This is a genomic window from Poritiphilus flavus, assembly GCF_009901585.1.
Taxonomy (GTDB): Bacteria; Bacteroidota; Bacteroidia; order Flavobacteriales; family Flavobacteriaceae; genus Poritiphilus; species Poritiphilus flavus.
On the sequence record NZ_WXYO01000008.1, the window covers coordinates 1 to 24,433 of the forward strand.

General features: G+C 45.7%; 17 protein-coding genes. 13 read left to right on the forward strand and 4 right to left on the reverse strand.

The annotated features are described in order from the left end of the window. The coding region (locus GTQ38_RS17170) for a gliding motility-associated C-terminal domain-containing protein (RefSeq protein WP_161436807.1) at positions 1-508 on the forward strand (508 nt) is incomplete at its 5' end. Positions 509-1,109: 601 nt separating this feature from the next. On the opposite strand, the gene GTQ38_RS17175 is transcribed toward GTQ38_RS17170, so the two are convergent. Further along, a complete protein-coding gene (locus GTQ38_RS17175; protein ID WP_161436808.1) occupies positions 1,110-2,447 on the reverse strand; it encodes a cation:proton antiporter domain-containing protein in 1,338 nt (445 codons plus the stop codon). A gap of 190 nt (positions 2,448-2,637) precedes the next feature. Between GTQ38_RS17175 and rimP the strand changes: the two genes are divergently transcribed. From rimP to infB, 3 genes are read left to right on the forward strand one after another with little or no spacing between them, the layout of a single operon-like run. Next, on the forward strand, positions 2,638-3,099 hold the full coding sequence (gene rimP / locus GTQ38_RS17180) for a ribosome assembly cofactor RimP (RefSeq protein WP_161436809.1): 462 nt from the start codon (positions 2,638-2,640) through the stop codon (positions 3,097-3,099). A 12-nt stretch (positions 3,100-3,111) separates the two neighbouring features. After that, positions 3,112-4,344 carry a transcription termination factor NusA gene (gene nusA / locus GTQ38_RS17185; RefSeq protein WP_161436810.1) on the forward strand — a complete coding sequence of 411 codons (1,233 nt, stop codon included), beginning with the start codon at positions 3,112-3,114 and terminating at the stop codon, positions 4,342-4,344. A gap of 46 nt (positions 4,345-4,390) precedes the next feature. Further along, a complete protein-coding gene (gene infB / locus GTQ38_RS17190; RefSeq protein ID WP_161436811.1) occupies positions 4,391-7,003 on the forward strand; it encodes a translation initiation factor IF-2 in 2,613 nt (870 codons plus the stop codon). A gap of 70 nt (positions 7,004-7,073) precedes the next feature. Here infB and GTQ38_RS17195 read toward each other — a convergent pair whose 3' ends face one another. After that, positions 7,074-7,442: an SPOR domain-containing protein gene (locus tag GTQ38_RS17195; protein WP_161436812.1), complete on the reverse strand. Its 369-nt coding sequence runs from the start codon at positions 7,440-7,442 to the stop codon at positions 7,074-7,076. A 237-nt stretch (positions 7,443-7,679) separates the two neighbouring features. On the opposite strand from GTQ38_RS17195, the gene GTQ38_RS17200 reads away from it, so the two are divergent. The 9 genes from GTQ38_RS17200 to GTQ38_RS17240 all read left to right on the forward strand — a co-directional run bounded on the left by GTQ38_RS17200 (position 7,680) and on the right by GTQ38_RS17240 (position 20,384). Then, positions 7,680-9,056: a c-type cytochrome gene (locus GTQ38_RS17200; RefSeq protein ID WP_161436813.1), complete on the forward strand. Its 1,377-nt coding sequence runs from the start codon at positions 7,680-7,682 to the stop codon at positions 9,054-9,056. A gap of 26 nt (positions 9,057-9,082) precedes the next feature. Beyond that, on the forward strand, positions 9,083-12,223 hold the full coding sequence (locus tag GTQ38_RS17205) for a TAT-variant-translocated molybdopterin oxidoreductase (protein WP_161436814.1): 3,141 nt from the start codon (positions 9,083-9,085) through the stop codon (positions 12,221-12,223). 33 nt (positions 12,224-12,256) lie between these two features. Beyond that, positions 12,257-13,999 (forward strand): NrfD/PsrC family molybdoenzyme membrane anchor subunit, encoded by a 1,743-nt coding sequence (gene nrfD / locus GTQ38_RS17210; RefSeq protein WP_161436815.1) that lies wholly within the window; start codon positions 12,257-12,259, stop codon positions 13,997-13,999. 4 nt (positions 14,000-14,003) lie between these two features. Next, positions 14,004-14,531, forward strand: a complete 528-nt coding sequence (locus GTQ38_RS17215) for a DUF3341 domain-containing protein (protein WP_161436816.1) — start codon at positions 14,004-14,006, stop codon at positions 14,529-14,531. Between the two features lie 2 nt (positions 14,532-14,533). Next, the gene (locus tag GTQ38_RS17220) at positions 14,534-15,094 is read left to right on the forward strand and encodes a c-type cytochrome (RefSeq protein ID WP_161436817.1); all 561 of its coding nucleotides are present in this window, start codon (positions 14,534-14,536) and stop codon (positions 15,092-15,094) included. 14 nt (positions 15,095-15,108) lie between these two features. Next, positions 15,109-16,443, forward strand: coding sequence for a quinol:cytochrome C oxidoreductase (locus GTQ38_RS17225; protein WP_161436818.1), 1,335 nt, complete (start codon positions 15,109-15,111; stop codon positions 16,441-16,443). A gap of 31 nt (positions 16,444-16,474) precedes the next feature. After that, a complete protein-coding gene (locus GTQ38_RS17230) occupies positions 16,475-17,533 on the forward strand; it encodes a cytochrome c oxidase subunit II (protein ID WP_161436819.1) in 1,059 nt (352 codons plus the stop codon). Between the two features lie 44 nt (positions 17,534-17,577). Further along, on the forward strand, positions 17,578-19,416 hold the full coding sequence (locus GTQ38_RS17235; RefSeq protein WP_161436820.1) for a cytochrome c oxidase subunit I: 1,839 nt from the start codon (positions 17,578-17,580) through the stop codon (positions 19,414-19,416). Positions 19,417-19,553: 137 nt separating this feature from the next. Next, on the forward strand, positions 19,554-20,384 hold the full coding sequence (locus GTQ38_RS17240) for a GIN domain-containing protein (RefSeq protein WP_238858005.1): 831 nt from the start codon (positions 19,554-19,556) through the stop codon (positions 20,382-20,384). On the opposite strand, the gene GTQ38_RS17245 is transcribed toward GTQ38_RS17240, so the two are convergent. Further along, positions 20,381-22,645: an acyl-CoA dehydrogenase family protein gene (locus GTQ38_RS17245; RefSeq protein WP_161436821.1), complete on the reverse strand. Its 2,265-nt coding sequence runs from the start codon at positions 22,643-22,645 to the stop codon at positions 20,381-20,383. The two genes, GTQ38_RS17240 and GTQ38_RS17245, sit on opposite strands and share 4 nt — an antisense overlap. 98 nt (positions 22,646-22,743) lie before the next feature. Beyond that, positions 22,744-24,348: a phosphoenolpyruvate carboxykinase (ATP) gene (pckA, locus tag GTQ38_RS17250; protein ID WP_161436822.1), complete on the reverse strand. Its 1,605-nt coding sequence runs from the start codon at positions 24,346-24,348 to the stop codon at positions 22,744-22,746. Positions 24,349-24,433 lie beyond the last annotated feature (85 nt).

Here is a 24,433-nt window from a genome sequence, read left to right on the forward strand (position 1 = left end):
GTTCTGTATTTTGGAAGCCCCCAGGGTATCCGATCTTTCAGCCACGGGCAATGGCATCGTACGCTGGTACGAGGACGCGGACAGCACAGCGGAACTGGCGAGCGATACCGCTCTGGAAGATGGCACCTTATATTACGGGGTATTGGAAGACGACAACGGCTGTATCTCCGAACGGGTCGAAGTTGTGGTAAGGATCAACATGCAGGGTTGTGAAGAAATACCTGAGGCAGATAGACTAGGCTTTTCTCCAAACGGTGACGGCGTCAATGATACTTTTTCGATTTCCTGGCTGAGGAATGACTACCCTAACTACAGAATGTCTGTCTATGATCGCAATGGTTCCCTGGTGTACGAAGGGAACATCAGCTCACCGGACTGGGATGGCAGCGCGGACCGGGGAATCATTCTGGGAGACGGTAAACTGCCCAACGGCGTGTACTACTACACCATAGATTTTGGGGATGGTGCAACACCACCGGTCCAGGGGGTTGTCTATCTGAACCGATAAGGGGTGGAAAATGTGTGAATATGGATTTGTAAAATTGTGAAACTGTGAAACTGATGTAATAGGCATAAGCTCAAGTTCAAGTATAAGTATAAGTATAAGGGTTTAAGTTGGGAGTTTTGAGTTCGCGTGAGATACAGTTTAGTGCCGAATGTTCACTGTTTACTCCCGATAGCTATCGGGACTGCAAACTGTCCATTGCCCACTGTCAACTGCCAACTGCCCACTAGTTACTGGTCATGGTTTACTGGTTACTGAAACTGGGGTACCTAACCCCACCCCAGTTTAAATTTGGTTGTTGGCGCTGTATTTTAAAAGCAGGAAGAAGAAATATTAATTTGAAAATGTGGCAATTTGAGGATTTGAAGAATTGTAAAACTGTAAAATCGGGGAATTGTAGAATTCGACTATTGGATGATTAGACGAATTCTTGAATTATTTGCTAAATACGTTTAAAAGCCAATATCGTACATCGTATATCCGTCTTGCGCTTTGCACTATACGCTCCAAACAGACCATCAACGGTCAACTATTAACGATCAACTATCCTCGGGAGAACTGTTCCCTGCAAACTGCCCACTGCCCACTGTCCACTGCCCACTGTTTACTGCGCACTGAGCTCATCCGGTGGTTCAGTTTCGGGATCGATTTGCTCGTCCTTATCCATGTTGTCCGCAGGCGATTCTTCGGAGAGTTGCTCTATTTCTGTATTGGCCAACTCTTCGTATTCCTCATCCACCTGATCCAAAATTGTTTTCATTTTCTTCTTATCTTTTATCATCGCCCAGGTCATGATCAGGCTGGTACCAATGATCACAAAAAGCAGTATGCCAGGTTGGAAATTACTGATCTGGGCCTCTGTGGGGATTGCGTAGAAAAGTAGTATGGTTATCAAACCTCTTGGTGCAATAAACAATTGCGGTAGTATATCGCTACCTATAAAGGTGCGGAGGACCACGAAGCGGATCACATAGATTGAGGCAATGATCATTATACTTATTAGTGCCACGCTCACACTGAATAAAGAAGCAATAACTATGGTAAGCCCGAAAATGACAAAAAAGAAGGTCCGAACCACAAAGGCGGTTTCAAGGGTAACAATATGCAATTCGTGGTAGATCCGATGGGCCTTATCGTACTCCAGGAAATGCGCCAGCTTACCTGAAAAGAAAAGCTTCATATTCGCGATTACGAGACCAAAAATGAGTATGATCAATAAGGATGAAAGATGTAGTTGTTTTCCTATAGCGTATAATAAAAGCAGTACGGCCAACAGTAGAAAAAGCTTGGCTTGACTTTTTATTTGTTGAAAGATAAGTATGATCGCATAGCTGGCGATGACCGATATTACGATAGTAAGGAGGATATTCAGCGCAAAACCACCGGCGCTGCTCGCCTCAGAAGGGTTGATCTGCCCCGCCAGGTAGTAAAACATCATAATTCCCATAATGTCCGAAAAAGTGCTTTCGTAAATATGGAATTCCTTCTTTTCAGCTTTCAGGCCACTTACACTAGGGATGATTATGGCACTGGAAAGAATAGAGAGTGGGGTGGCGTACAGCCATGCTGAAGCCATAGGCATTCCCGGAATAAAATTATGTAATACAACAGCAGCGACCCAGGCCGAAGCAATCAGGCCTATAAGGGCAATGGCCATGGATTTCAGGATAGGGACTAGCTTTTCTCTTTTAAGTTCCAGTTCCAACGCAGCTTCAAGAACGATCATAATAAGCCCTATGATCCCAAGGATCTCCAAAGCGGGGAAAAAGTCAACGGATTCGGAGGTCATATACTTCAATACAAACTGCAGTATTACCCCCAGGAATATCAGTAATAGTACCGAAGGAATGTTGGTGCGCTTTGCAATTCCATTAAATAGGAATGAAAGGATCAGGATCACCGAAGCTTCGATGATCAGGTTGTAAGAGGAAAAAATATCCATGAGTATTGGTTTGGTGGTCCGAAGTAAAAGTCCTTATAAAAGTACGAATTAATTGCTTCGAAGCCAGATGCTAATATTTAAGTATCAGGCAGATCTGCCGCAAATAAAAAAGTTGTATATTTGCACCACTGAAAGGATATATAGGTATTCATGAGGGGACAAATTGTCCCCTCTTTTATTACTTGAAATTATGTTGAAGGAAAAGGCCAGAGTACTGTTGGAACAGGCGCTGGCAGAAAACGAATCACTTTTTTTGATCGATTTTTCGGTCTCTTCAGATCATACGATCAAGGTGGTTATCGATGGAGATCAGGGAGTTAGCCTTCAGGATTGCATGGCTGTAAGTAGGGCCATAGAACACAAGCTGGACAGGGAGGAGGAAGACTTCTCATTAGAGGTAACCTCTGCCGGGGCAACCTCCCCTATTATTTTGGCCAGACAGTACAAAAAGAATATCGGTAGAAAACTCAAGGTAATCACCGAAGACCATAATTACGAAGGCAACCTCACCGCAGCCGGGGAGGAATCCATCGTACTGGAATGGAAAACAAGAGAACCTAAACCAGTAGGTAAGGGTAAAGTCACAGTTCAAAAGCGACAGGAAATCTCCATTGCAGACATTAAAGAAGCAAAAGTTGTATTAAAATTTTAATCGATTGGTAAAATGGAAAATATTGCGTTGATCGAATCTTTCTCGGAATTTAAAGATGATAAATTCATAGACAGGGTAACGCTGATGGCTATTTTGGAAGAAGTTTTCCGAAGTGCCTTAAAACGTAAATTTGGTTCTGATGATAACTTTGATATCATTATCAACCCGGATAAGGGTGACCTTGAGATATGGAGGAACAGGGTTGTTGTTGAAGATGGTGAGGTAGAAGATCCGAACGAAGAGATCTCATTGGCCGAAGCCCGTAAGATAGAGCCCGATTTTGAAGTGGGTGAGGACGTATCCGAGGAAGTGAAGTTGGTTGATCTGGGAAGAAGGGCTATCCTGGCCTTGCGTCAGAACCTGATCTCCAAGATCCACGAGCACGACAATACCACCATTTACAAACAATTCAAGGATCTCGAAGGGGAGATCTACACCGCGGAGGTGCATCATATAAGACATAAGGCTATTATATTGCTGGATGATGAAGGGAACGAGATCATCTTGCCGAAAGACAAGCAGATCCCCTCAGACTTTTTTAGAAAAGGTGACAATGTTAGAGGGATCATAGAAAGTGTGGAGTTGAAAGGGAACAAGCCCATGATCATTATGTCAAGGACATCCCCTGTATTCCTGGAGCAATTGTTCTTCCAGGAGATACCCGAGGTCTTTGACGGTTTGATCACCATTAAAAAAGCGGTTCGTATCCCTGGTGAAAAAGCGAAGGTGGCTGTGGATTCATATGACGATCGAATCGACCCGGTAGGAGCTTGTGTGGGAATGAAAGGTTCCCGGATACACGGTATCGTACGCGAACTGGGTAATGAGAATATTGATGTGATCAATTGGACCAACAATCCGCAGCTTATGGTAACCCGGGCTCTTAGTCCAGCGAGGGTTTCCTCGGTAAAGCTGAACGATGAGAAAATGACCGCTCAGGTGTACTTAAAGCCGGAGGAAGTTTCCAAGGCAATAGGCCGGGGTGGACATAATATCCGACTTGCAGGTCAGCTTACAGGATATGAGATCGATGTGTTCAGGGAAGGTGTGGAAGAAGATGTGGAGCTTACAGAGTTTTCTGATGAAATAGACAGCTGGATCATCGATGAATTAAAGAAAATTGGAATGGATACGGCCAGAAGTGTTTTGGAACAAGACGTTAACGACCTGGTAAAAAGAACCGATCTCGAAGAGGAGACTATTTTGGAGGTTGTTCGTATCCTAAAAGAGGAGTTTGAAGATTAAGCTATATATTAGCAACGTATTTAATATACAATAGGAATACAGATTTATGGCAGATAATGCAACCATAAGGCTTAATAAGGTCTTAAGAGAACTTAATATTTCGCTGGATAGGGCGGTAGACTTCCTGGCCTCCAAGGGTCATAAGGTAGAGGCACGCCCTACTACGAAGATCTCTAACGAGGTCTACCAGGTTCTCTTGGACGAGTTCCAGACGGACATGAGCAAGAAAGTTGCATCACAGGAAGTCGGGGAAGAAAAGCGCAAGGAAAAAGAGGCGCTTCGTATACAGCTGGAGCAAGAGCAGGAGGAGAAAAGAATTGCCAGGGAACAACGGGCTGCAGCCAAAGAAGTAGTCAAGGCCAAGGCAGAGCTCTCCGGTCCTAAGCAAGTGGGTAAGATTGATCTGGCCCCCAAGAAAGTTGAGGAACCCAAGGTTGAGGAAAAGCCGGAACCTGAAGCAGCTCCTGTAGAAAAGAAGGTGGCTAAGGCAGCTACGCCTGAGGTTCGCGAAGAGCCTAAATCCATTGAAACTCAGTACCAGAAGCTTTCAGGGCCAAAGATCATGGGAGATAAGATAGATCTCTCCAAGTTCGATAAACCCAAGAAGAAAAAAGAGGCCCCTAAGCAGGAAGAATCCACGGACAGAAGGAAAAAGAGAAAGCGGATCGTTAGCAGTAACGGTGCCCAGGCTGGTGGCCGTGGAAGAACAGCAGGAAAGAAGAATCAACGATTCTCTTCTACTCCTAAGGTAGAACCTACGGAAGAAGAAGTTCAAAAGCAGGTACGGGAGACCCTGGAGAAACTTCAGGGTAAATCCAAGAAAGGAAAAGGGGCAAAATATCGTCGCGATAAGCGAGACCAGCACAGGCAACAGACCGAAAAGGATCTGGAGCAGCAGGAACTGGAAAGCAAGATCCTCAAAGTGACGGAATTCGTTACAGCGGGAGAGGTTGCGGCCATGATGGATGTACCCACCACGGATATCATCTCGGCTTGTATGTCGCTGGGTATCATGGTAACCATGAACCAGCGCCTTGATGCAGAGACCCTTTCTATTGTAGCTGAAGAATTCGGATACGAAGTAGAGTTCGTTACCGCTGAGATAGAGGATGCCATAGAAGAAGAAGCAGATGCTCCGGAAGATCTTAAGCCAAGAGCACCAATCGTGACGGTCATGGGACATGTGGATCACGGTAAGACCTCCTTGCTGGATTATATCAGGGAGGAAAATGTGATCGCCGGAGAAAGTGGTGGTATCACCCAGCACATCGGCGCCTATGGTGTTATGTTGGATGGAGGACAAAAGATCACCTTTTTGGATACCCCGGGTCACGAGGCGTTTACAGCTATGCGTGCAAGAGGAGCCCAGGTAACCGATATCGCCATCATTGTGATCGCTGCGGACGATGACATCATGCCACAGACCAAGGAGGCAATAAGTCATGCCCAGGCGGCAGGTGTACCCATAGTGTTCGCGATCAATAAAATAGACCGTCCAACAGCAAACCCGGACAAGATCAAGGAAGGTTTGGCCAATATGAACCTGCTGGTAGAAGATTGGGGAGGTAAGATCCAGTCTCACGACATATCGGCAAAAACCGGTGAAGGGGTAAACGAGCTATTGGAAAAAGTACTGCTTGAAGCCGAATTACTGGAGCTAAAAGCAAATCCTGAAAAACTGGCAAACGGTACGGTAGTAGAAGCCTTCCTGGACAAAGGAAGGGGATATGTATCTACTATATTGGTACAGGCAGGGACCCTGAATATCGGGGATTATGTACTAGCCGGTACCTGTAGCGGAAAAGTTAAGGCCATGCAGGATGAGCGTGGTAAGCCACTTAAAGTGGCAGGTCCCTCCACACCTATATCCATACTCGGGCTGGACGGAGCGCCACAGGCAGGAGATAAGTTCAATGTTCTTGAGGACGAGCGGGAAGCGAAACAGATCGCAGCCAAAAGAAGCCAGTTGCTTAGAGAACAAACTGTCAGAACCCAGCGGCATATTACCCTGGATGAGATCGGCAGGCGAATTGCCCTGGGCGACTTTAAAGAGCTCAACATTATCCTGAAAGGAGATGTGGACGGTTCTGTAGAGGCCCTGACGGATTCCTTCCAGAAATTATCTACGGATGAGATCCAGGTAAACATCATACACAAAGGTGTTGGAGCTATAACCGAATCTGATGTACTCCTTGCCTCCGCTTCCGATGCGATCGTTATCGGGTTTAACGTAAGACCTATGGGTAACGCCCGGGATATTGCTGATAAGGAAGAAATTGACATCAGGATGTACTCCATTATTTACGATGCGATCAACGACCTGAAAGATGCGATGGAGGGAATGCTTTCCCCGGAGATGAAAGAAGAGATTACGGGAACTGCAGAGATCCGCGAAACCTTCAAGATCTCCAAGATCGGTACAATTGCCGGTTGTATGGTGACCAGCGGGAAGATCTTCAGAAATTCAAGCATCCGTCTCATTCGGGATGGGGTGGTGATCTTTACCGGAGAACTGGCTTCCTTAAAGCGATTTAAGGACGATGTGAAGGAAGTATCCAAGGGGTACGACTGTGGATTGCAGATCAAAAACTACAATGATATCAAGGAAAATGATATTGTGGAGGCCTTCCAGGAAGTAGCAGTTAAAAAGACCCTATAGTTCAAGGGCAATCAAGAGAAATCAAGACTTTTCAGAAGATAGAAAGGCGAGGTCTTATCAAGGCTTCGCCTTAGTTTTTCTTGTCGGGTTTTAGAAGTAAGGCAGCGGGATATTTTTCCCGAACTTCCAGGAATTTACGCTCCGCTTCAAGCTTGGTCTTAAACTTCCCGATCTGCACTCTGTAGGTAGGAGAATCGAATACGATTTTGGAACTCCAATTAGGGAAATCCACGTCCACTTCAGATTTCAATTCTTCAGCAGTATTGTAGGTGCCAAAACCAACCTGGATGGTGTAAAAATTGTCCGTGGAATTCACAGATCTATAGAGTTCTACCAACTGGGATATTTTCTGGTCCTGCTCAATAATAACAGTGCCTTTCTGGGCAGTCACCGCTACACAAAAGCACATGGCTATTAGAGGGAGAATTATTGATTTCATTACTTCTTTAACGTTCATTTTTTCAGGCTATTGCAAATGTAATTTTTTGGCGAGTAAATACGGGCTTTTTCACTTTATTTAGAATTGATATAAATTAGAAATTATCAAACCCTTAACATTTACAAAATAAAGTCTATGTCGTATTTTTGTCGTCAATTTGTGCGCCGATAAATTACCTTTATCACCCTATTCTAACCGTAATTATCGTGCCAAGATTTCGATAGAAATATTTTGAATATGAAAAAGGTTCCGTACCGCCATCGAATTTCTAAAATTTTTGAATTAAGTTTAGTAGTTTTCCTACTCCTTTCCACCCCACTTATCGCACAAGAAGACGCTGCTCCTCAGGAGGCTGAGGCTGTTGCTGATGCCGGTGCTGCAGCGGGGGGAGATGTGGCAAAAGGAAAACAACTGTTCAATCAGAATTGCGCTGCTTGTCACGCGCTGAACAGAAAGATGACCGGTCCGGCTCTGGCCAATGTGGAGACACGCCTGGCAGAGGAAGAGGGTCTTGACAAAGAATGGCTCTATGCCTGGATCAAGAACAGTGCCGGAATGATAGCGTCCGGGGATGCGTACGCTAACAAGATCTACGCGGAATACAACCAGGCTGCGATGACAGCCTTTCCAACACTTTCCAATCAGGATATTGATGATATTCTGGCATATACTGCGGCACCTCCACCTGCTCCTGTTACTCCGGCGGGTACAGCAGCGGCTACAGGTGCGCCAGCGGAATCTTCAGGAATTTCGAATGAGCTTATTCTCGGTGCCCTGGCAGTAGTTTTTGGTTTGCTGGTAATCATGCTCTTCCTGGTCAATAAAACACTTCGCAGGATCGCTGAGGCTAATGGCGTTGATCTCGAAAGAGAAAAAGCCGAAAAGGGCATGCCAATCTGGAAGGCTTTCGCCAAAAACCAATTCCTGGTTTTGGTGACTTCCATATTCCTCATTCTGGCTGCGGGATACTACGCATATGGATGGATGATGCAAATTGGTGTGGATCAGGGTTACGCCCCTATCCAACCCATCCACTACTCGCATAAAATTCACGCTGGTGATAACAAGATCGAGTGTAAGTATTGCCACTCATCTGCGCGTGTTTCAAAGCATTCCGGTATCCCATCGCTGAATGTTTGTATGAACTGTCACAAATCCATTTACGAGTACAAAGGGAATCCGGAAGGACCCAGCGCAGAGGATATTGCAAACGGTTATACCAACGAATTCTACACCGGGGAGATCAAAAAACTTTACAAGGCTGTCGGATGGGATGAAGAGAACCAGCGCTACACTGGAGACTCAGAGCCCGTAGAATGGGTAAGGATACACAACCTGCCTGATTTTGCCTACTTCAATCACTCACAGCACGTCACTGTGGCTGGTGTGGAATGTCAGACCTGTCATGGTCCTGTTGAAGAGATGGAGATTATGTATCAGTACTCTCCACTGACCATGGGATGGTGTATAGACTGTCACAGAGAAACCAACGTCAACGTAGCTGACAATGCTTACTACGAAAAGATACATGCGGAACTGTCCAAAAAATATGGGGTCGAGCAATTGACGGCGGCTCAAATGGGTGGTTTGGAATGCGGTAAGTGTCACTATTAATACAAGCTAATATTCAGATATAACGTATGGCATCAAACAAAAAATACTGGAAGAGTGAAGCGGAGCTAAATCCGAACGATTCCATTGTTGAGACGCTAAGACAGAATGAGTTTCCGGAGGAAATTCCTGTAGACGATTTCCTTGGTGATAAGGAAAACCTCTCTTCAGGTAATACCAACAGAAGGGACTTTTTAAAATACGTAGGTTTTAGCACCGCGGCGGCTTCTCTGGCTGCTTGTGAGGGTCCGGTACGTAAGTCCATTCCCTATGTGGTAAAACCTGAGCAGATCATTCCCGGAGTAGCCAATTACTACGCCACCACAATTGCGGATGGATTTGATTTTGCCAGTATCCTGATCAAGACCCGAGAAGGACGACCGATAAAAGTTGAGAACAATACAGATGCCAAGGTCGGGGGAAGTGCTAATGCCCGGGTTCAGGCTTCTGTGCTTTCTCTTTATGACAGCACAAGAATTCAAGGGCCGCTGGCCAATGGAGAGCCGGTGGAATGGAATGTGCTGGATGCAGCCGCGAAAGCAAAACTAGGTTCGCTAAACGGATCGGGTAAACAAATCGTGCTGCTTACACAAACCTATGCCAGCCCATCTACGGATCGTCTGATTGGTGAATTCGGCGCTGCCTTCGGTGGTATAAAGCACGTTACCTATGATGCCATTTCCGAAGATGCTGCCCTTTCAGCTTTTGAGGCGAGGTACGGAGAACGCGCTTTGCCAAATTACGATCTTTCCAAGGCAGATGTAATCGTTTCCTTTGCAGCTGATTTCCTTGCAGACTGGCAGGGTGGAGGCTTTGATGTGGGATACTCCAAAGGCAGGGTTCCTAAAAATGGAAAGATGTCCAGGCATATTCAATTAGAGGCTAATATGTCTCTTACCGGGGCCAATGCCGATAAAAGAATACCTCTTAAACCCAGCGAGCAGAAAAAAGCGCTTGCTGCCTTGTTCGGAAAACTAAATAACAGTAATGTCTCCGTAGACCTGGGAGATGGATTGAGCCAGGCGATCGATGGAATTGCCGCCGCGATCCGCAAAGCGGGTAATAAAGCTGTAGTGCTTACCGGCCTGGATGATGTAAATGCGCAGGCAGTGGCCCTGGCAATAAACGAAATGTTGGGTAGCGAAGCTTTTGAGCCCACATCTCCACGTTATACCAGACAGGGTAATAACGCTGAGGTAAACCAGTTGATCTCAGATATGAAATCCGGGAGAGTTGGGGCTCTGATCATGGATGGGGTTAACCCAATGTACACTTTGCCCAATGCAGCTGATTTCAAAGAGGGAATTGAAAATGTAGATCTTTCCATTGCGTTCTCTACGAACTGGAACGATACCACTGCTGTGGCTACCTATACTGCAGCAGCCAATCATTTCCTGGAGTCATGGGGAGATGCGCAATTTCAAAAAGGACATTATAGCCTGATGCAGCCTACCATCAAGGAGTTGTTTGATACCCGACAGTTTCAAGCGGCGCTACTGACCTGGATGGGGAATGACAAAAGCTATTACGAGTATATCAAAGAGACCTGGAGTACCTTTATTTTAGGTGGATCTGATTGGAATCAGGCCTTGCACGACGGAGTGTTTGTTCCATCCTCAGATACTATGGAAGAAGGTGCTGATGACCCTGTGGCGGTTGCTGCAGCTCAAACGGATAAAGAAGAAGATGGAGATGAGACCGCAGCCGAAGCTGATGTTACTTCGGTATCCAATGCGGTGAGAAGCCTTGCATCTTCCAGTAGCGAAGGAATAGAGCTCACCTTGTACTCCAAGGTGGGAATGGGTGACGGGCAGCAGTCGGGCAACCCATGGTTGCAGGAATTCCCTGATCCGATCAGCCGGGTTTCCTGGGATAACTACGTTTCCGTTTCCAAACAGGATGCAGCCAGTTTAGGTTTGATCAATAAGAATGTAGCCAACGGTGGTTTAGACGGCAGTTATGCCAAGCTTACCGTTAACGGCGTAAGTATAGATAAGGTGCCGGTGATCATTCAGCCGGGCCAGGCTTTGGGTACGGTTGGTTTGTCCTTTGGTTATGGAAAGACCACTGGAATGAAAGAAGAGATGCAGGTGGGTGTAAACGCCTATCCTCTGTATCAGAATTTCTCTTCCACTCAAAGTGTTCAGATAGAAAAGAGTTCGGGAAATCACGAGTTCGCCTGTGTACAGTTACACAAAACGCTCATGGGTAGGGGTGATATCATCAAGGAAACCACCCTGGAGATATTCAATACCAAAGATCACGCGGAATGGAATAAGGTACCGGTAGTCTCCCTGGACCACCAGGAAGTTCCGGCAACTACGGTGGATCTATGGGAAGGATTTGACCGCTCTATCGGGCACCATTTCAATATGTCTATAGACCTCAACGCCTGTACGGGATGTGGGGCCTGTGTTATTGCCTGCCACGCCGAGAACAACGTTCCTGTGGTAGGGAAACAAGAAGTGAGGCTGTCCAGGGATATGCACTGGCTCAGAATAGACCGCTACTATTCTTCCGAAGATACTTTTGAAGGGGATAACGAAAAGAAAGATGGACTTTCAGGGGCCTTTGGTTCTAAAGCAGGCTTCGAGGAAATGGAGGATCCGTCTGCAAATCCACAGGTAGCTTTTCAACCTGTAATGTGCCAGCATTGTAACCACGCACCTTGTGAAACCGTATGTCCGGTTGCCGCGACTTCGCACAGTCGCCAGGGTCAGAACCACATGGCCTACAACCGCTGTGTAGGTACGCGTTATTGTGCAAACAACTGTCCTTACAAAGTAAGGCGCTTTAACTGGTTCCTGTACAACAATAACGAGGAGTTTGATTTCTATATGAACAACGACCTGGGTAAAATGGTGATCAACCCGGATGTAAACGTTCGCTCACGAGGTGTCATGGAGAAGTGCTCCATGTGTATTCAGATGACTCAGAAGACCATTTTGGATGCGAAAAGAGAAGGAAGAACCATAAAGGATGGCGAATTCCAGACGGCTTGTTCAAGTGCATGTAGCACGGGAGCCATTGTCTTTGGAGATATCAATGACGAGGAAAGCCAGGTATCCGAACTGAAAGAGAGCGATCGAATGTATCACCTTCTGGAAAGCGTAGGGACAAAACCCAATGTTTTCTATCACGTGAAAGTTAGAAACACAGACGAAGCTTAATCAAGAATAAAGAACGTATCAATACAATAGTTTATGGCGTCGCATTACGAAGCACCAATACGAAAACCCTTAGTACTAGGAGATAAAGGCTACCATGAGGTATCGGTAGACATTGCAGCTCCCGTAGAAGGAAGGGCTAACAAGCAGTGGTGGATTGTCTTCTCCATTGCCCTTGCCGCTTTTCTTTGGGGGGTTGGTTGTATAGTCTACACCATATCCACAGGTATAGGAACCTGGGGATTGAATAAGACAGTAGGATGGGCCTGGGATATCACCAACTTTGTTTGGTGGGTAGGTATCGGGCACGCCGGTACGCTTATCTCCGCGGTACTTTTGCTTTTCAGGCAGAAATGGAGAATGGCGATTAACCGGTCTGCAGAAGCTATGACCATCTTTTCGGTTATTCAGGCCGGACTCTTCCCTATCATTCACATGGGAAGACCCTGGTTGGGGTATTGGGTACTCCCCATTCCAAACCAGTTCGGTTCCCTCTGGGTAAACTTCAATTCTCCCTTGCTTTGGGACGTTTTCGCGATCTCCACTTATCTCTCTGTTTCCCTGGTATTCTGGTGGACAGGACTGCTGCCGGATTTCGCGATGATCAGGGACAGGGCCGTTAAGCCCTTCCAGAAGAAAATTTACAGCCTGGTTAGTTTCGGTTGGTCAGGTAGGGCCAAGGACTGGCAGCGCTTTGAGGAAGTTTCCCTGGTTTTGGCCGGATTGGCAACACCTCTGGTACTTTCGGTACATACCATCGTATCTTTTGACTTCGCGACATCGGTAATCCCGGGATGGCACACCACCATATTCCCACCTTACTTTGTTGCGGGCGCGATATTTTCTGGTTTCGCAATGGTACAAACCCTCCTGATCATCATGAGGAAGGTCTGTAACCTGGAAGCCTATATTACGGTACAGCACATAGAGTTGATGAACATCATTATTATGATTACCGGTTCCATAGTAGGTTGTGCCTATATCACCGAGCTGTTCATCGCCTGGTATTCCGGAGTGGAATATGAGCAATACGCCTTCCTGAATCGTGCGACCGGACCTTACTGGTGGTCTTATCTGTTGATGATGACCTGTAACGTGGTATCCCCACAGGTGATGTGGTTTAAAAAAGTACGTACCAGTATATTGGTTTCATTCATTATTTCCATAGTTGTGAATGTAGGAATGTGGTTTGAGCGTTTCGTGATCATCGTAACCTCGCTGCACAGGGATTATTTGCCATCTTCCTGGACCATGTTCTCTCCAACTTTTGTAGATATCGGGATCTTTATTGGTACCATTGGATTCTTCTTTGTACTCTTCCTCTTGTATTCAAGGACCTTCCCGGTTATTGCTCAGGCAGAGGTAAAATCCATACTAAAGTCATCCGGAGAGCGATACAAATTGCTTCGGGATGCCGGAAAGCCGCTTTATACCATTAACAAGAATGGCACAGTAAGAGAAACCATGGTGGAGGAAGAAGAAGCTGTTGAAGAAGAAGCAGTACCCGCAGGGGCGGCTCCGGCGATGAGCCTGATCAGTGCCCTTGGTAGTTTTGATACAAACAGGGATACCCCGGACGATCTGAAAAAGGTTAAGGGGATAGGCCCAATGATGGAAAAAGCACTAAACAAATTGGGAATTTTTAGCTTCCTGCAGGTGAGCAAAATGACCAAGACAGAATACGACCTATTGGATAACCTGACAGGGGAATTCCCCGGAAGAGCTCAGCGGGATGACTGGGCCGGACAGGCGAGAATGTTTTTAAACAAAGATAAGTAGAGACATGGCATCGACAGTTATACACGCCTATTACGATGACGACGATGTGCTAATGCATGCCGTTAAAAAAGTAAAAGCTGCAAAACACCATATAGAAGAAGTGTATTGTCCTTTTCCGGTTCACGGACTGGACAAGGCCATGGGGCTGGCGCCAACGCGGATTGCCATTACCTCTTTTATGTACGGATGTCTTGGGTTGACCGTTGCCATCGTCATGATGAACTACATCATGATAGCGGATTGGCCTCAGGACATCGGAGGTAAGCCAAGTTTCAGCTATATGGAAAATATGCCGGCTTTTGTTCCGATAATGTTTGAGATGACCGTGTTTTTCGCAGCTCACCTCATGGTGATCACCTTTTACCTCAGAAGTAGACTATGGCCTTTCAAGAAATCAGAGAATCCGGATCCTAAGACTACAGACGACCAATTTGTGATGGAGATCGAAGTGCACGACAATGAAGCGGAGCTAAAAGAACTTCTGCTGGATACAGGTGCCGTTGAACTGAATATTATCAAAAACAGCCACTAGGAATGAGATATATTGTAAAATTAAGCCTGGTTTTTGGAGCACTTATTGCCCTTGCTGCCTGTGCGGACAGCAACCGCCCAAATTATCAGTATATGCCCAATATGTATGAGCCTGTTGGCTACGAGACCTATGGCGAAATGCAGTTTCATCCGGGAGGAATTGAGGCTCTTGAACCGGCAGATAATACCATCCCGAGAGGATGGGTACCCTACAAGTTTGCTAACGATCTGGAAGGCAAAGACCTGGCAAGACTGGAACCAAGCCCATTGGATTCTTTGCAAACAGAGGCTAATCTGGCCAAAGGCAAGGAACTTTATGGCATCTACTGTGCCATCTGCCACGGAAACCAGGGAAAGGGCCAGGGTACTTTGGTGAAAAGAGAAAAGATACTTGGTGTTCCCAGCTATGACGATGTTGCGCGAAATATAACAGTAGGAAGCACCTATCACGTGATTTATTACGGTTTGAACTCCATGGGTTCGTATGCTGGTCAACTCGACTATACTGAACGTTGGCAGGTTTCCGAATACGTGATGAAACTCAAACAAGACTTAACTAAATAGATACCGTTTAGAATATGTACACATTTTCAAACCGACTAAGGATAGGGTCTTTCATCCTGATGGCCCTGGGAATACTGGGGATAGGCATCGGCTTTGTTAACGCCCCTGGCACGGTTGAAGAAGCAAAAGCTATTGTAGCTGCTGCTCACGATGACGGGCATGGTGGTGCTCACGGAGAAGACACCACACACGCAATGACCGAGGAACAAGGAGCCGCTGCGGCTCACGGTGAAGGTCATGATGCCGCCCATGATGAGCATGTACTTCACCAACTGCAAAACCGTCCCTGGGCGGCCGTTTATGTTGCTGCCTTCTTTTTCTTTATGATCGCTTTGGGCGTGTTGGCTTTTTATGCGGTACAACGTGCGGCTCAGGCGGGATGGTCTCCCTTGTTATTCCGTGTTATGGAGGGAATAACCGCCTATTTGGTGCCTGGAGGTATCATCGTTTTTGTGATACTCGTGCTTTCTGTGATGCACATGAATCATATGTTCACCTGGATGGATGCGGATGTTGTGGCCCACGACGAATTACTACAAAATAAATCAGGTTATCTGAATCCTGTTTTCTTCCTCATCAGAGCTGCTTTGTTCCTGGGAGGATGGATATTTTATCGTCAGTATTCCAGAAAGCTTTCGCTGGCTCAGGACGAGTCTGATGACAACTCAAACTTTAAAAAGAATTTCAGGTGGTCTGCCGGATTCCTGGTGTTCTATCTCGTAACCGAATCCATGATGTCATGGGATTGGATCATGAGCGTAGATCCACACTGGTTCAGTACGCTTTTTGGCTGGTATGTATTTGCCAGTATGTTCGTGTCTGGTATCACGGTTATAGCCATGATCACCATTTATCTGAAATCCAAAGGTTACCTGCCCGATGTAAATGACAGCCATATTCACGATCTGGCCAAGTTCATGTTCGCCATTAGTATTTTCTGGACTTACCTGTGGTTCGGACAGTTTATGCTTATTTGGTATGCAAACATTCCGGAAGAGGTAACATATTTTGTAACCAGGATCGAGGATTACAAATTGCCTTTCTTCGGGATGCTCGCGATGAACTTTATTTTCCCACTTCTGCTTTTGATGAATAGTGATTACAAGCGTGTTAACTGGTTTGTAGTAATGACGGGAATCGTGATCCTTTGCGGACATTATTTGGATGTATTTAATATGATCATGCCCGCAACAGTTGGGGATCAGTGGTATATTGGATTACCGGAAATCGGTTCTATACTTTTCTTTAGCGGACTGTTCATTTTCATAGTCTTTAGAGAACTGACCCTGGCACCATTGCAACCGAAGCGAAACCCCTTTATTGAAGAAAGTAGGCAATTTCATTATTAATAAGTAAAAAGTTTAATATCAGCTTTACGAGATGACTGTATTATTGACCATAACTGTTTTAGTCCTAGTGGCGATTGCAATTTGGCAGATGACCAAAATGTTCGAATTGTCACAGTTAAAAACAGCGCAAACGGAAATAGCAAACGATACGGATAACAAGTACAATGGCTATCTGATGTTCGCTTTTCTGATCTTTATCTACGGGATCACTATTTTTAGTTTTTGGAAATACGGAAAAGTACTGCTTCCGGAGGCGGCCTCAGCCCATGGCGGGGATTATGATTACCTGATGCTGATCTCGTTTGTGATTATCTTCTTCGTGCAGACCCTTACCCAGGCGTTACTTCATTATTACGCTTATAAGTACAGGGGAGAAAAAGGTAAAAAAGCGCTTTTCTTTGCCGACAATGATAGGCTGGAATTCATTTGGACAATTATTCCGGTTATCGTACTTGCCGGTCTTATCCTTTGGGGTCTGTATACCTGGACGAATATCATGGATGTCAATGATGAAGACGATCCCCTTATCGTAGAACTATACGCCCAACAATTCAACTGGACCGCCCGTTACGGTGGGGAAGACAATGTACTTGGACTGGCGAACGTACGGATGATAGATATTAACAGGGCGAATGTTCTTGGATTGGATGAATCTGACCCGAACGCTTCGGATGACGTGATTGTAAAGGAACTTCACCTGCCTGTTGGTCGCAAGGTTAACTTTAAATTCCGCTCTCAGGATGTGCTGCACTCAGCTTATATGCCGCACTTCAGGGCACAGATGAACTGTGTACCCGGTATGACAACGGAGTTTTCATTTACCCCCACTATAACAACAGAACAAATGAGGCTGAACCCTGATGTGGTAGACAAGGTGAAGCGGACGAATAAAATAAGGGCGGAAAGAGCCGCGAACGGTGAACCCAACTCCGATCCATGGGAGTTTGACTATGTATTACTGTGTAATAAGATCTGTGGTAAATCGCATTACAATATGCAGATGAAGATCATCGTAGAGACCGAAGAGGAATACAATGCATGGATGGAAAGTCAGCAGACTTTTAGCCAAACCATGGCACCTGCTGAATAATAAAATGGCTATAAAAAGAAAAATAATAAATTAAAGAAAGGATTATGTCTACAATTGCAGAGGCACAAGTGGCGCATCACGCGGATGATCACGCAGACGACCACGATCATCACCACCACAAGGAAACCTTTATTACGAAATACATCTTCAGCCAGGATCATAAAATGATCTCAAAGCAGTACCTGATTACCGGTCTGATCATGGGCTTCATAGGTATAGCCATGTCCCTGTTGTTCCGGATGCAGTTGGCCTGGCCTGGAGAATCCTTCCCGATTTTTGAGGCGGTTTTAGGAAGATGGGCGCCAGATGGGGTTATGGATGCGGATGTTTATCTGGCATTGGTAACCATACACGGTACTATCATGGTATTCTTTGTATTGACAGCAGGTTTGTCTGGTACATTTAGTAACCTCCTGATACCATTGCAGATCGGAGCTCGCGATATGGCTTCTGGCTTCTTGAATATGTTATCCTATTGGATGTTCTTCCTTTCAAGTGTGATCATGGTAATTTCCCTCTTCGTTGAGGCAGGGCCTGCTGCCGCGGGTTGGACCATATACCCTCCGCTCAGTGCCTTACCTATGGCGCAGCCGGGTTCCGGTATGGGGATGACACTCTGGCTGGTATCCATGGCGGTATTTATTGCCTCCTCCTTATTGGGATCACTAAACTATATAGTAACGGTAATCAACCTGAGGACCAAAGGAATGTCTATGACCAGATTACCGCTTACTATCTGGGCTTTCCTGGTTACCGCGATAATCGGGGTTATTTCTTTCCCGGTACTTCTTTCCGCTGCCTTGTTGCTGATCATGGACAGAAGTTTTGGTACCTCTTTCTTCTTATCGGATATATTTATCCAGGGAGAGGTATTGCACTACCAGGGTGGTTCTCCGGTACTTTTTGAACACCTGTTCTGGTTCTTAGGACACCCCGAGGTATATATCGTTATTTTACCTGCAATGGGGATGGTATCTGAGGTGATGTCAGTAAACGCGCGGAAACCAATCTTTGGTTACCGGGCGATGATAGCCTCCATCCTGGCGATTGCATTTCTGTCTACCATAGTATGGGGTCACCATATGTTTATTTCCGGGATGAATCCTTTCCTGGGCTCAGTATTTACATTTACAACTTTGCTGATCGCGATCCCATCTGCGGTTAAAGCTTTCAACTGGATTACGACGCTTTGGAAAGGGAACCTGCAACTCAATGCCGGCATGCTCTTTTCCATTGGTATGGTTTCTACCTTCATTACCGGAGGATTGACGGGAATCATACTTGGAGATAGTACGCTGGATATTAACGTTCACGATACTTATTTCGTAGTGGCACACTTCCACCTTGTTATGGGTATCTCCGCCTTGTATGGTCTATTCGCGGGAGTCTACCACTGGTTCCCTAAAATGTTCCAGGGCAGAATGATGAATAAGAATCTGAGTTATATCCACTTCTGGGTGACGGCGGTAGGATCCTATGGAATATTTTTCCCAATGCACTTTGTCGGGATGGCGGGTGTACCTCGTAGATATTATGAAAATACGGCATTCCCAATGTTCGATGAACTTACGGATGTTCAGGTGCTGATGACTGTCTTTGCATTGATCACAGCAGCGGCCCAATTGGTTTTCGCCTATAACTTTGTACGTAGCATATTCTACGGCAAACGAGGACCTCAGAACCCATGGAACGCTACTACCCTGGAATGGACGGCGCCACAGGAACACTTCCACGGAAACTGGGCTGGTGCCATCCCGCACGTACATCGCTGGCCTTACGACTACAGTAAGACCTATGAAAATGGGGAATACATCATTGAAGGTCAGGATTTCGTGCCTCAAACCCTTCCGCTACAGGAAGATGAGGAAGAATTGCACCATTAAGGTCGCTCTCAAAACATATAAAATGGCCCATCTTTTGATGGGCTTTTTTTATAGGCGGAATTTAGTGACATTTATTTTTCCATTGTGTCTTATATTTAGGTACAGCTTTTTCCGTTATAGATCTAAACACCAGACTTATGAAAATGAAATGTATAACTCTAGCAATGCTCATAATGGGGTTGACCCTGGTTAATGCCCAACGCAAGCCCAAGATCAAAGGAAACCGTAGCGTTATTGAAGTACAGGAGGCATTACCACCCTTTAACGCCATTGAACTTGAAGACGACCTTGAAGTAGACCTGCAGAAGTCTACTGCGCCTGGTTACCTTATTACCGCGGACGATAACCTTATTGATATTCTAAAGTTCAAAGTGGAAGACGGTACACTGATCATCAGTTCTTTTTATAAGGTTACCTCAAAGAAAAAGCTTGAAATTACCATTCAATACACAGAATTGAGTGGAATAACCCTTAAAGAAGGTATACTGCGTAATGAGGATATGTTGTCTACGGAAGACCTTTTCATCAATACCTATGGCGCGTCCAGGCTACAACTAAATGCCAGTGCAATAGTTACCCATCTCAATATGGAGGGAATAAGTTCGGCTGATCTTAACCTGGACACTGACTCCCTAAATGTTGTGCTAAAAGATCGCGTAGATGCCAGCATTTATGTGGTAGGCGAGAAGAACCGGCTCGAGATGCATAAGAATGCCTCTGCCCGTATGGAAGGGACTATGGATACCCTGGACCTGAAATTATACGAAAGCTCCAACTTTAAGGGAAAGTCTTATGAAGCCGCAGTGGTTCACGCAAGTTTGGAAGAAACATCCAGTGCCCGAATTTACGCTTATAAGAACCTGGAACTCTCTGCCAAGGGCTCTCCAAAGGTTTATCTCTACGGAGACCCTAAAATATCCATCAACGAATTCCTGGATACCGCGGAACTGTACAAACGGAACGATTAATTCGCGATTGGAGCCGTAAGACATGATTGCGGTATACCAAAACCGTCAACCAGGGATTCAATATGTGGTCTGAGCTCCGTACAAAGCCTTTCTACACGCTGTCTGATCGCTTTGGATTTTGTGCTGCCTAAATACCCCTGTTCCAGGTACCAGCTGGCATCCGTTCTGATCTCGTGCAATGCGTATAGCGTTCCCAACTTTTGGAACAACAAGCGGTATTTTTCATCTTCCATTCCCCTGCTGTATTCTACAAAGTGCTCGTACGCCAGTTGACAACTATAGGCCTTTCCCAGGGCCAGCAGATGAGTTTGTACCTTAAGAAAAGCCTGGTATGAGGGCATTCCTCTTTTGATATAATCCCGTATACGCATGGCAAGGGTATAGGTTAGCCTTTTGGTGCGGTAGTTAAAGGCGTGCTGATGAAATTCCGGATTATACAGGTGCTCCTTGTCTACCTTATTGGTATAAACCGGATTGATGGCAGCGAGCTTTGCACCGATCTGAGACCCCAGAAGTTTCAGAACAGATGCGAAACCGGCGCTGTTGAATTCTGCCTTGAAATCAGACAGCACACCTTTGGCGGCAAGCTGCATCAGTACCGTATTGTCTCCCTCGAACGTCGTAAATATATCTGTATCCCCCTTAATATCCGGAATACGGTTTTCTATGAGGTAACCTTTGCCACCGCAGGCTTCCCTGCACTCCTGTATGGTTTCCGTTGCAAACCAGGTCACTACCGCTTTGAGGCCCGCTACCTGTGTCTCTATCTTACGCATATCGGAATTTCCCTCATCACTGTACTCTTTCATGAGCCTGGCGAGGGAGATATGATATACGTATGACTTGGCAACCGCAGGGGTAAGCCTGAGCTGATGACTCGGGTAGTCCATGATCAGATCTTCCTGCACCTTTACATTGTCATTGAACTGCCTCCGCCTCAGTCCGTATTTTACGGCTATGGCCAATGCCATTTTCGCACCGCTCAACGCTCCTTTGGCAACACATATCCTACCACCTACCAACGTCCCCAGCATCGTAAAAAACCGTTTGTTCGGGTTCTTGATACTGGAGTAATATGTTCCCTCGTCAGTGATTTCCCCATATTTATTGAGCAGGTTTTCCCTTGGGACCCTAACCTGTCTAAACCAGATTTTTCCATTGTCCACACCGTTAAGACCAAGTTTGTATCCGTTGTCCTCAATGGTGATACCTTCCAGTACCTGATGGGATTGATCTCTTAAAGGAACCAGGACCGCATGCACACCTTCGTTCTTTCCATTGACGATCAGTTGGGCAAATACCGTAGCCATACTGGCGTGTAGTGCGTTACCGATATACTCCTTGTTGTCATTCTTTCCGGGGGTGTTTATTACGATGGTATCTGTCTCCTGCTCGTAAGTGGCTGTGGTCTTTACGCCGCGGACATTGGAACCGTGACCGGTCTCTGTCATGGCAAAACAGCCGAGTAATTCACCCTTTGCGGTCTGGGCCAGATAGCGGTCATGATGCAGTCTGGTACCCAGCTTTTGGATACTTCCGCCGAACAGGCCGAATTGTACCCCGAATTTTACGGCCAGGCTGCCATCTGCAAACATCAGGTTCTCAAAAATCGCGGCATAGGTGTTTATATCGCCTATACCTCCGTATTCCCTGGGGTAGGCCCTTGCACCATATCCTTTTTTGGCCAGATGCTTTAACTGCAACAGCACATTTGGCCGGAATTTCTCCTTGTCCCTGTAGATCTGCCATTGGAACAAAGGATCCGCCAGGGTATTGCGGAAAGTGTCGATCTCCCTGGAATAATCTCCTTTTAAGATTTTGTCCAGCTCATTAGGATCGAAATAGCCTGAACTTCTTTCGTGTACCACCTCCACATCGAAAAGATGGTTGTAGTGGTTGGGTTGTATTCCCAGATTCAATTCAATATCCTTGAGGTAGTCATTAAAAGGGCATTCAGCATTGTAATGGCATACGATCTTTTGACTGAAGGTACTCAAAGGATAGGTATCACTCTCCACCAGGGCAATACCGGAATTTGAAATGGTGCGTTGCCAGTTTTTCAGCTCTCCGTTCAGTGGTGGATTGCCGCGATTTAGCCAATTATTTAGCAACTTTCGATCTTCTACCTCTAAGGTTTTATCTCCGGCAACGGCAGTTTTTATTACGGAGACCTCTGAGGCGGACAAGAGGTCATCGGACCAGATCACGTAAAAGAAAGGAATGTATTGAAGTACTCCGGGGGAATAATCCGTATGCTGCATCTTTTGTCTTTCAGGTTTTCTCTTTAAAGATAAAGAATGCAAAAGAAAACCCTGCCCACTCTGGACAGGGTTTCCCTAAGAAATGGATTAGCAGCTAGCTAAACCTGTAGTGACATATCTACCTCGGGACCGGCTTTGACGATTTCTTCATTTACGCCGGCTTCAAATTGTTTGAAATTCTCTACAAACAAATTGACGAGTTTCTTTTTTACCTCTGTGTAGGCCTCCTTGTCTTCCCAGGTATTTTTTGGGATAAGGACCTCAGAAGGTACATTAGGACATGTTGTTGGGATCTGGAATCCGAATTCTTCGTCTCGTACAAATTCAACATTTTCAAAATCCTTGTTGTGAATGGCATCTATCATGGCCCTGGTATACTTCAACTTCATCCTTGAGCCCACACCATAAGCACCGCCTGTCCATCCGGTATTTACCAACCAGGCTGTTGCCTTGTGTTCTTTGATTTTCTCGGCGAGTAGTTCCGCGTAGCGGTTAGGGTGCCACATCATAAAGGCAGCTCCAAAACAAGCGCTAAAGGTGGCCTGTGGCTCGGTTACCCCCATTTCAGTACCGGCAACTTTTGCCGTATAACCGGAGATAAAGTGGTAACTGGCTTGTTCCGGAGTAAGCTTACTTACCGGAGGTAATACACCAAAGGCATCACAGGTAAGGAAAATGATGTTTTCCGGATGTCCTGCAATACAAGGCATTTGAATATTGTCAATGAAGTCAATTGGGTAAGATGCCCTGGTATTCTGTGTAATGGAAGTATCCGTGTAATCCACCTTTCTGGTATTCTTGTCGTAAACCACGTTCTCCAGTACGGTTCCGAAGCGGATCGCGTTATAGATGTCCGGCTCGTTTTCTTCTGAAAGATTGATAGCTTTCGCGTAGCATCCACCTTCTATATTGAAAGTACCGTCGTCTGTCCAGCAGTGCTCATCATCCCCGATGAGTTTACGCTTAGGATCTGCACTTAAGGTAGTTTTTCCGGTTCCTGAAAGCCCGAAAAGTATGGTCACATCGTCATTTTCTCCTACGTTGGCAGAACAGTGCATTGGAAGTACATTTTCCAGTGGCATGAGGTAATTCATGATAGAGAAAACACCTTTTTTCATTTCTCCGGCGTACTGTGTCCCCAGAATTACGATCTCTTTGCGTTCTAGGTTTACGTCAATACTGGTTTTGGATGTCATATTGGAAGTGTACTGGTTTGCAGGAAAACCTCCACCGTTCAGTACTACGTAATCAGGTTCACCAAAATTGGCAAGTTCCTCGGCAGTTGGCATGATCAGCATGTTCTGCATGAACAAAGCGTGATAGGCCCTGGTACATATGATCCGTATTTTGAGGCGATATTTGGGATCCCATCCTGCGAAAGCATCCACAACATATAGGTGATCACAAATATTCAGGTAATCTATCGCTCTTTCGTGGTTTACCATAAAGGTATGCTCGTCCAATGCGATATTGATATCTCCCCAATCAATGTGTTTTTCAGAGTCTGGATGTTTTACTACCCTTTTATCTTTAGGACTACGTCCGGTCTTGTGGCCTGAGTAGGTCATTAAAGCCCCTACATCAGAGATGGCCGTACCCTTTTCCAGGCGCAAACCTAGCTCGTACAACACTGGTACACTGCTATTTCTGTAAATGGTTTCCGTATTGATTCCGTATTGTTTAAGGTTAAAAGTAGTTGTCATTGAATTGCTGTTTTGAGAGTTGAACATTAATACCTTAAAAGTTAAAAGTGCCTTATTAATACAGTGCAAAGTATGGGATAAATCT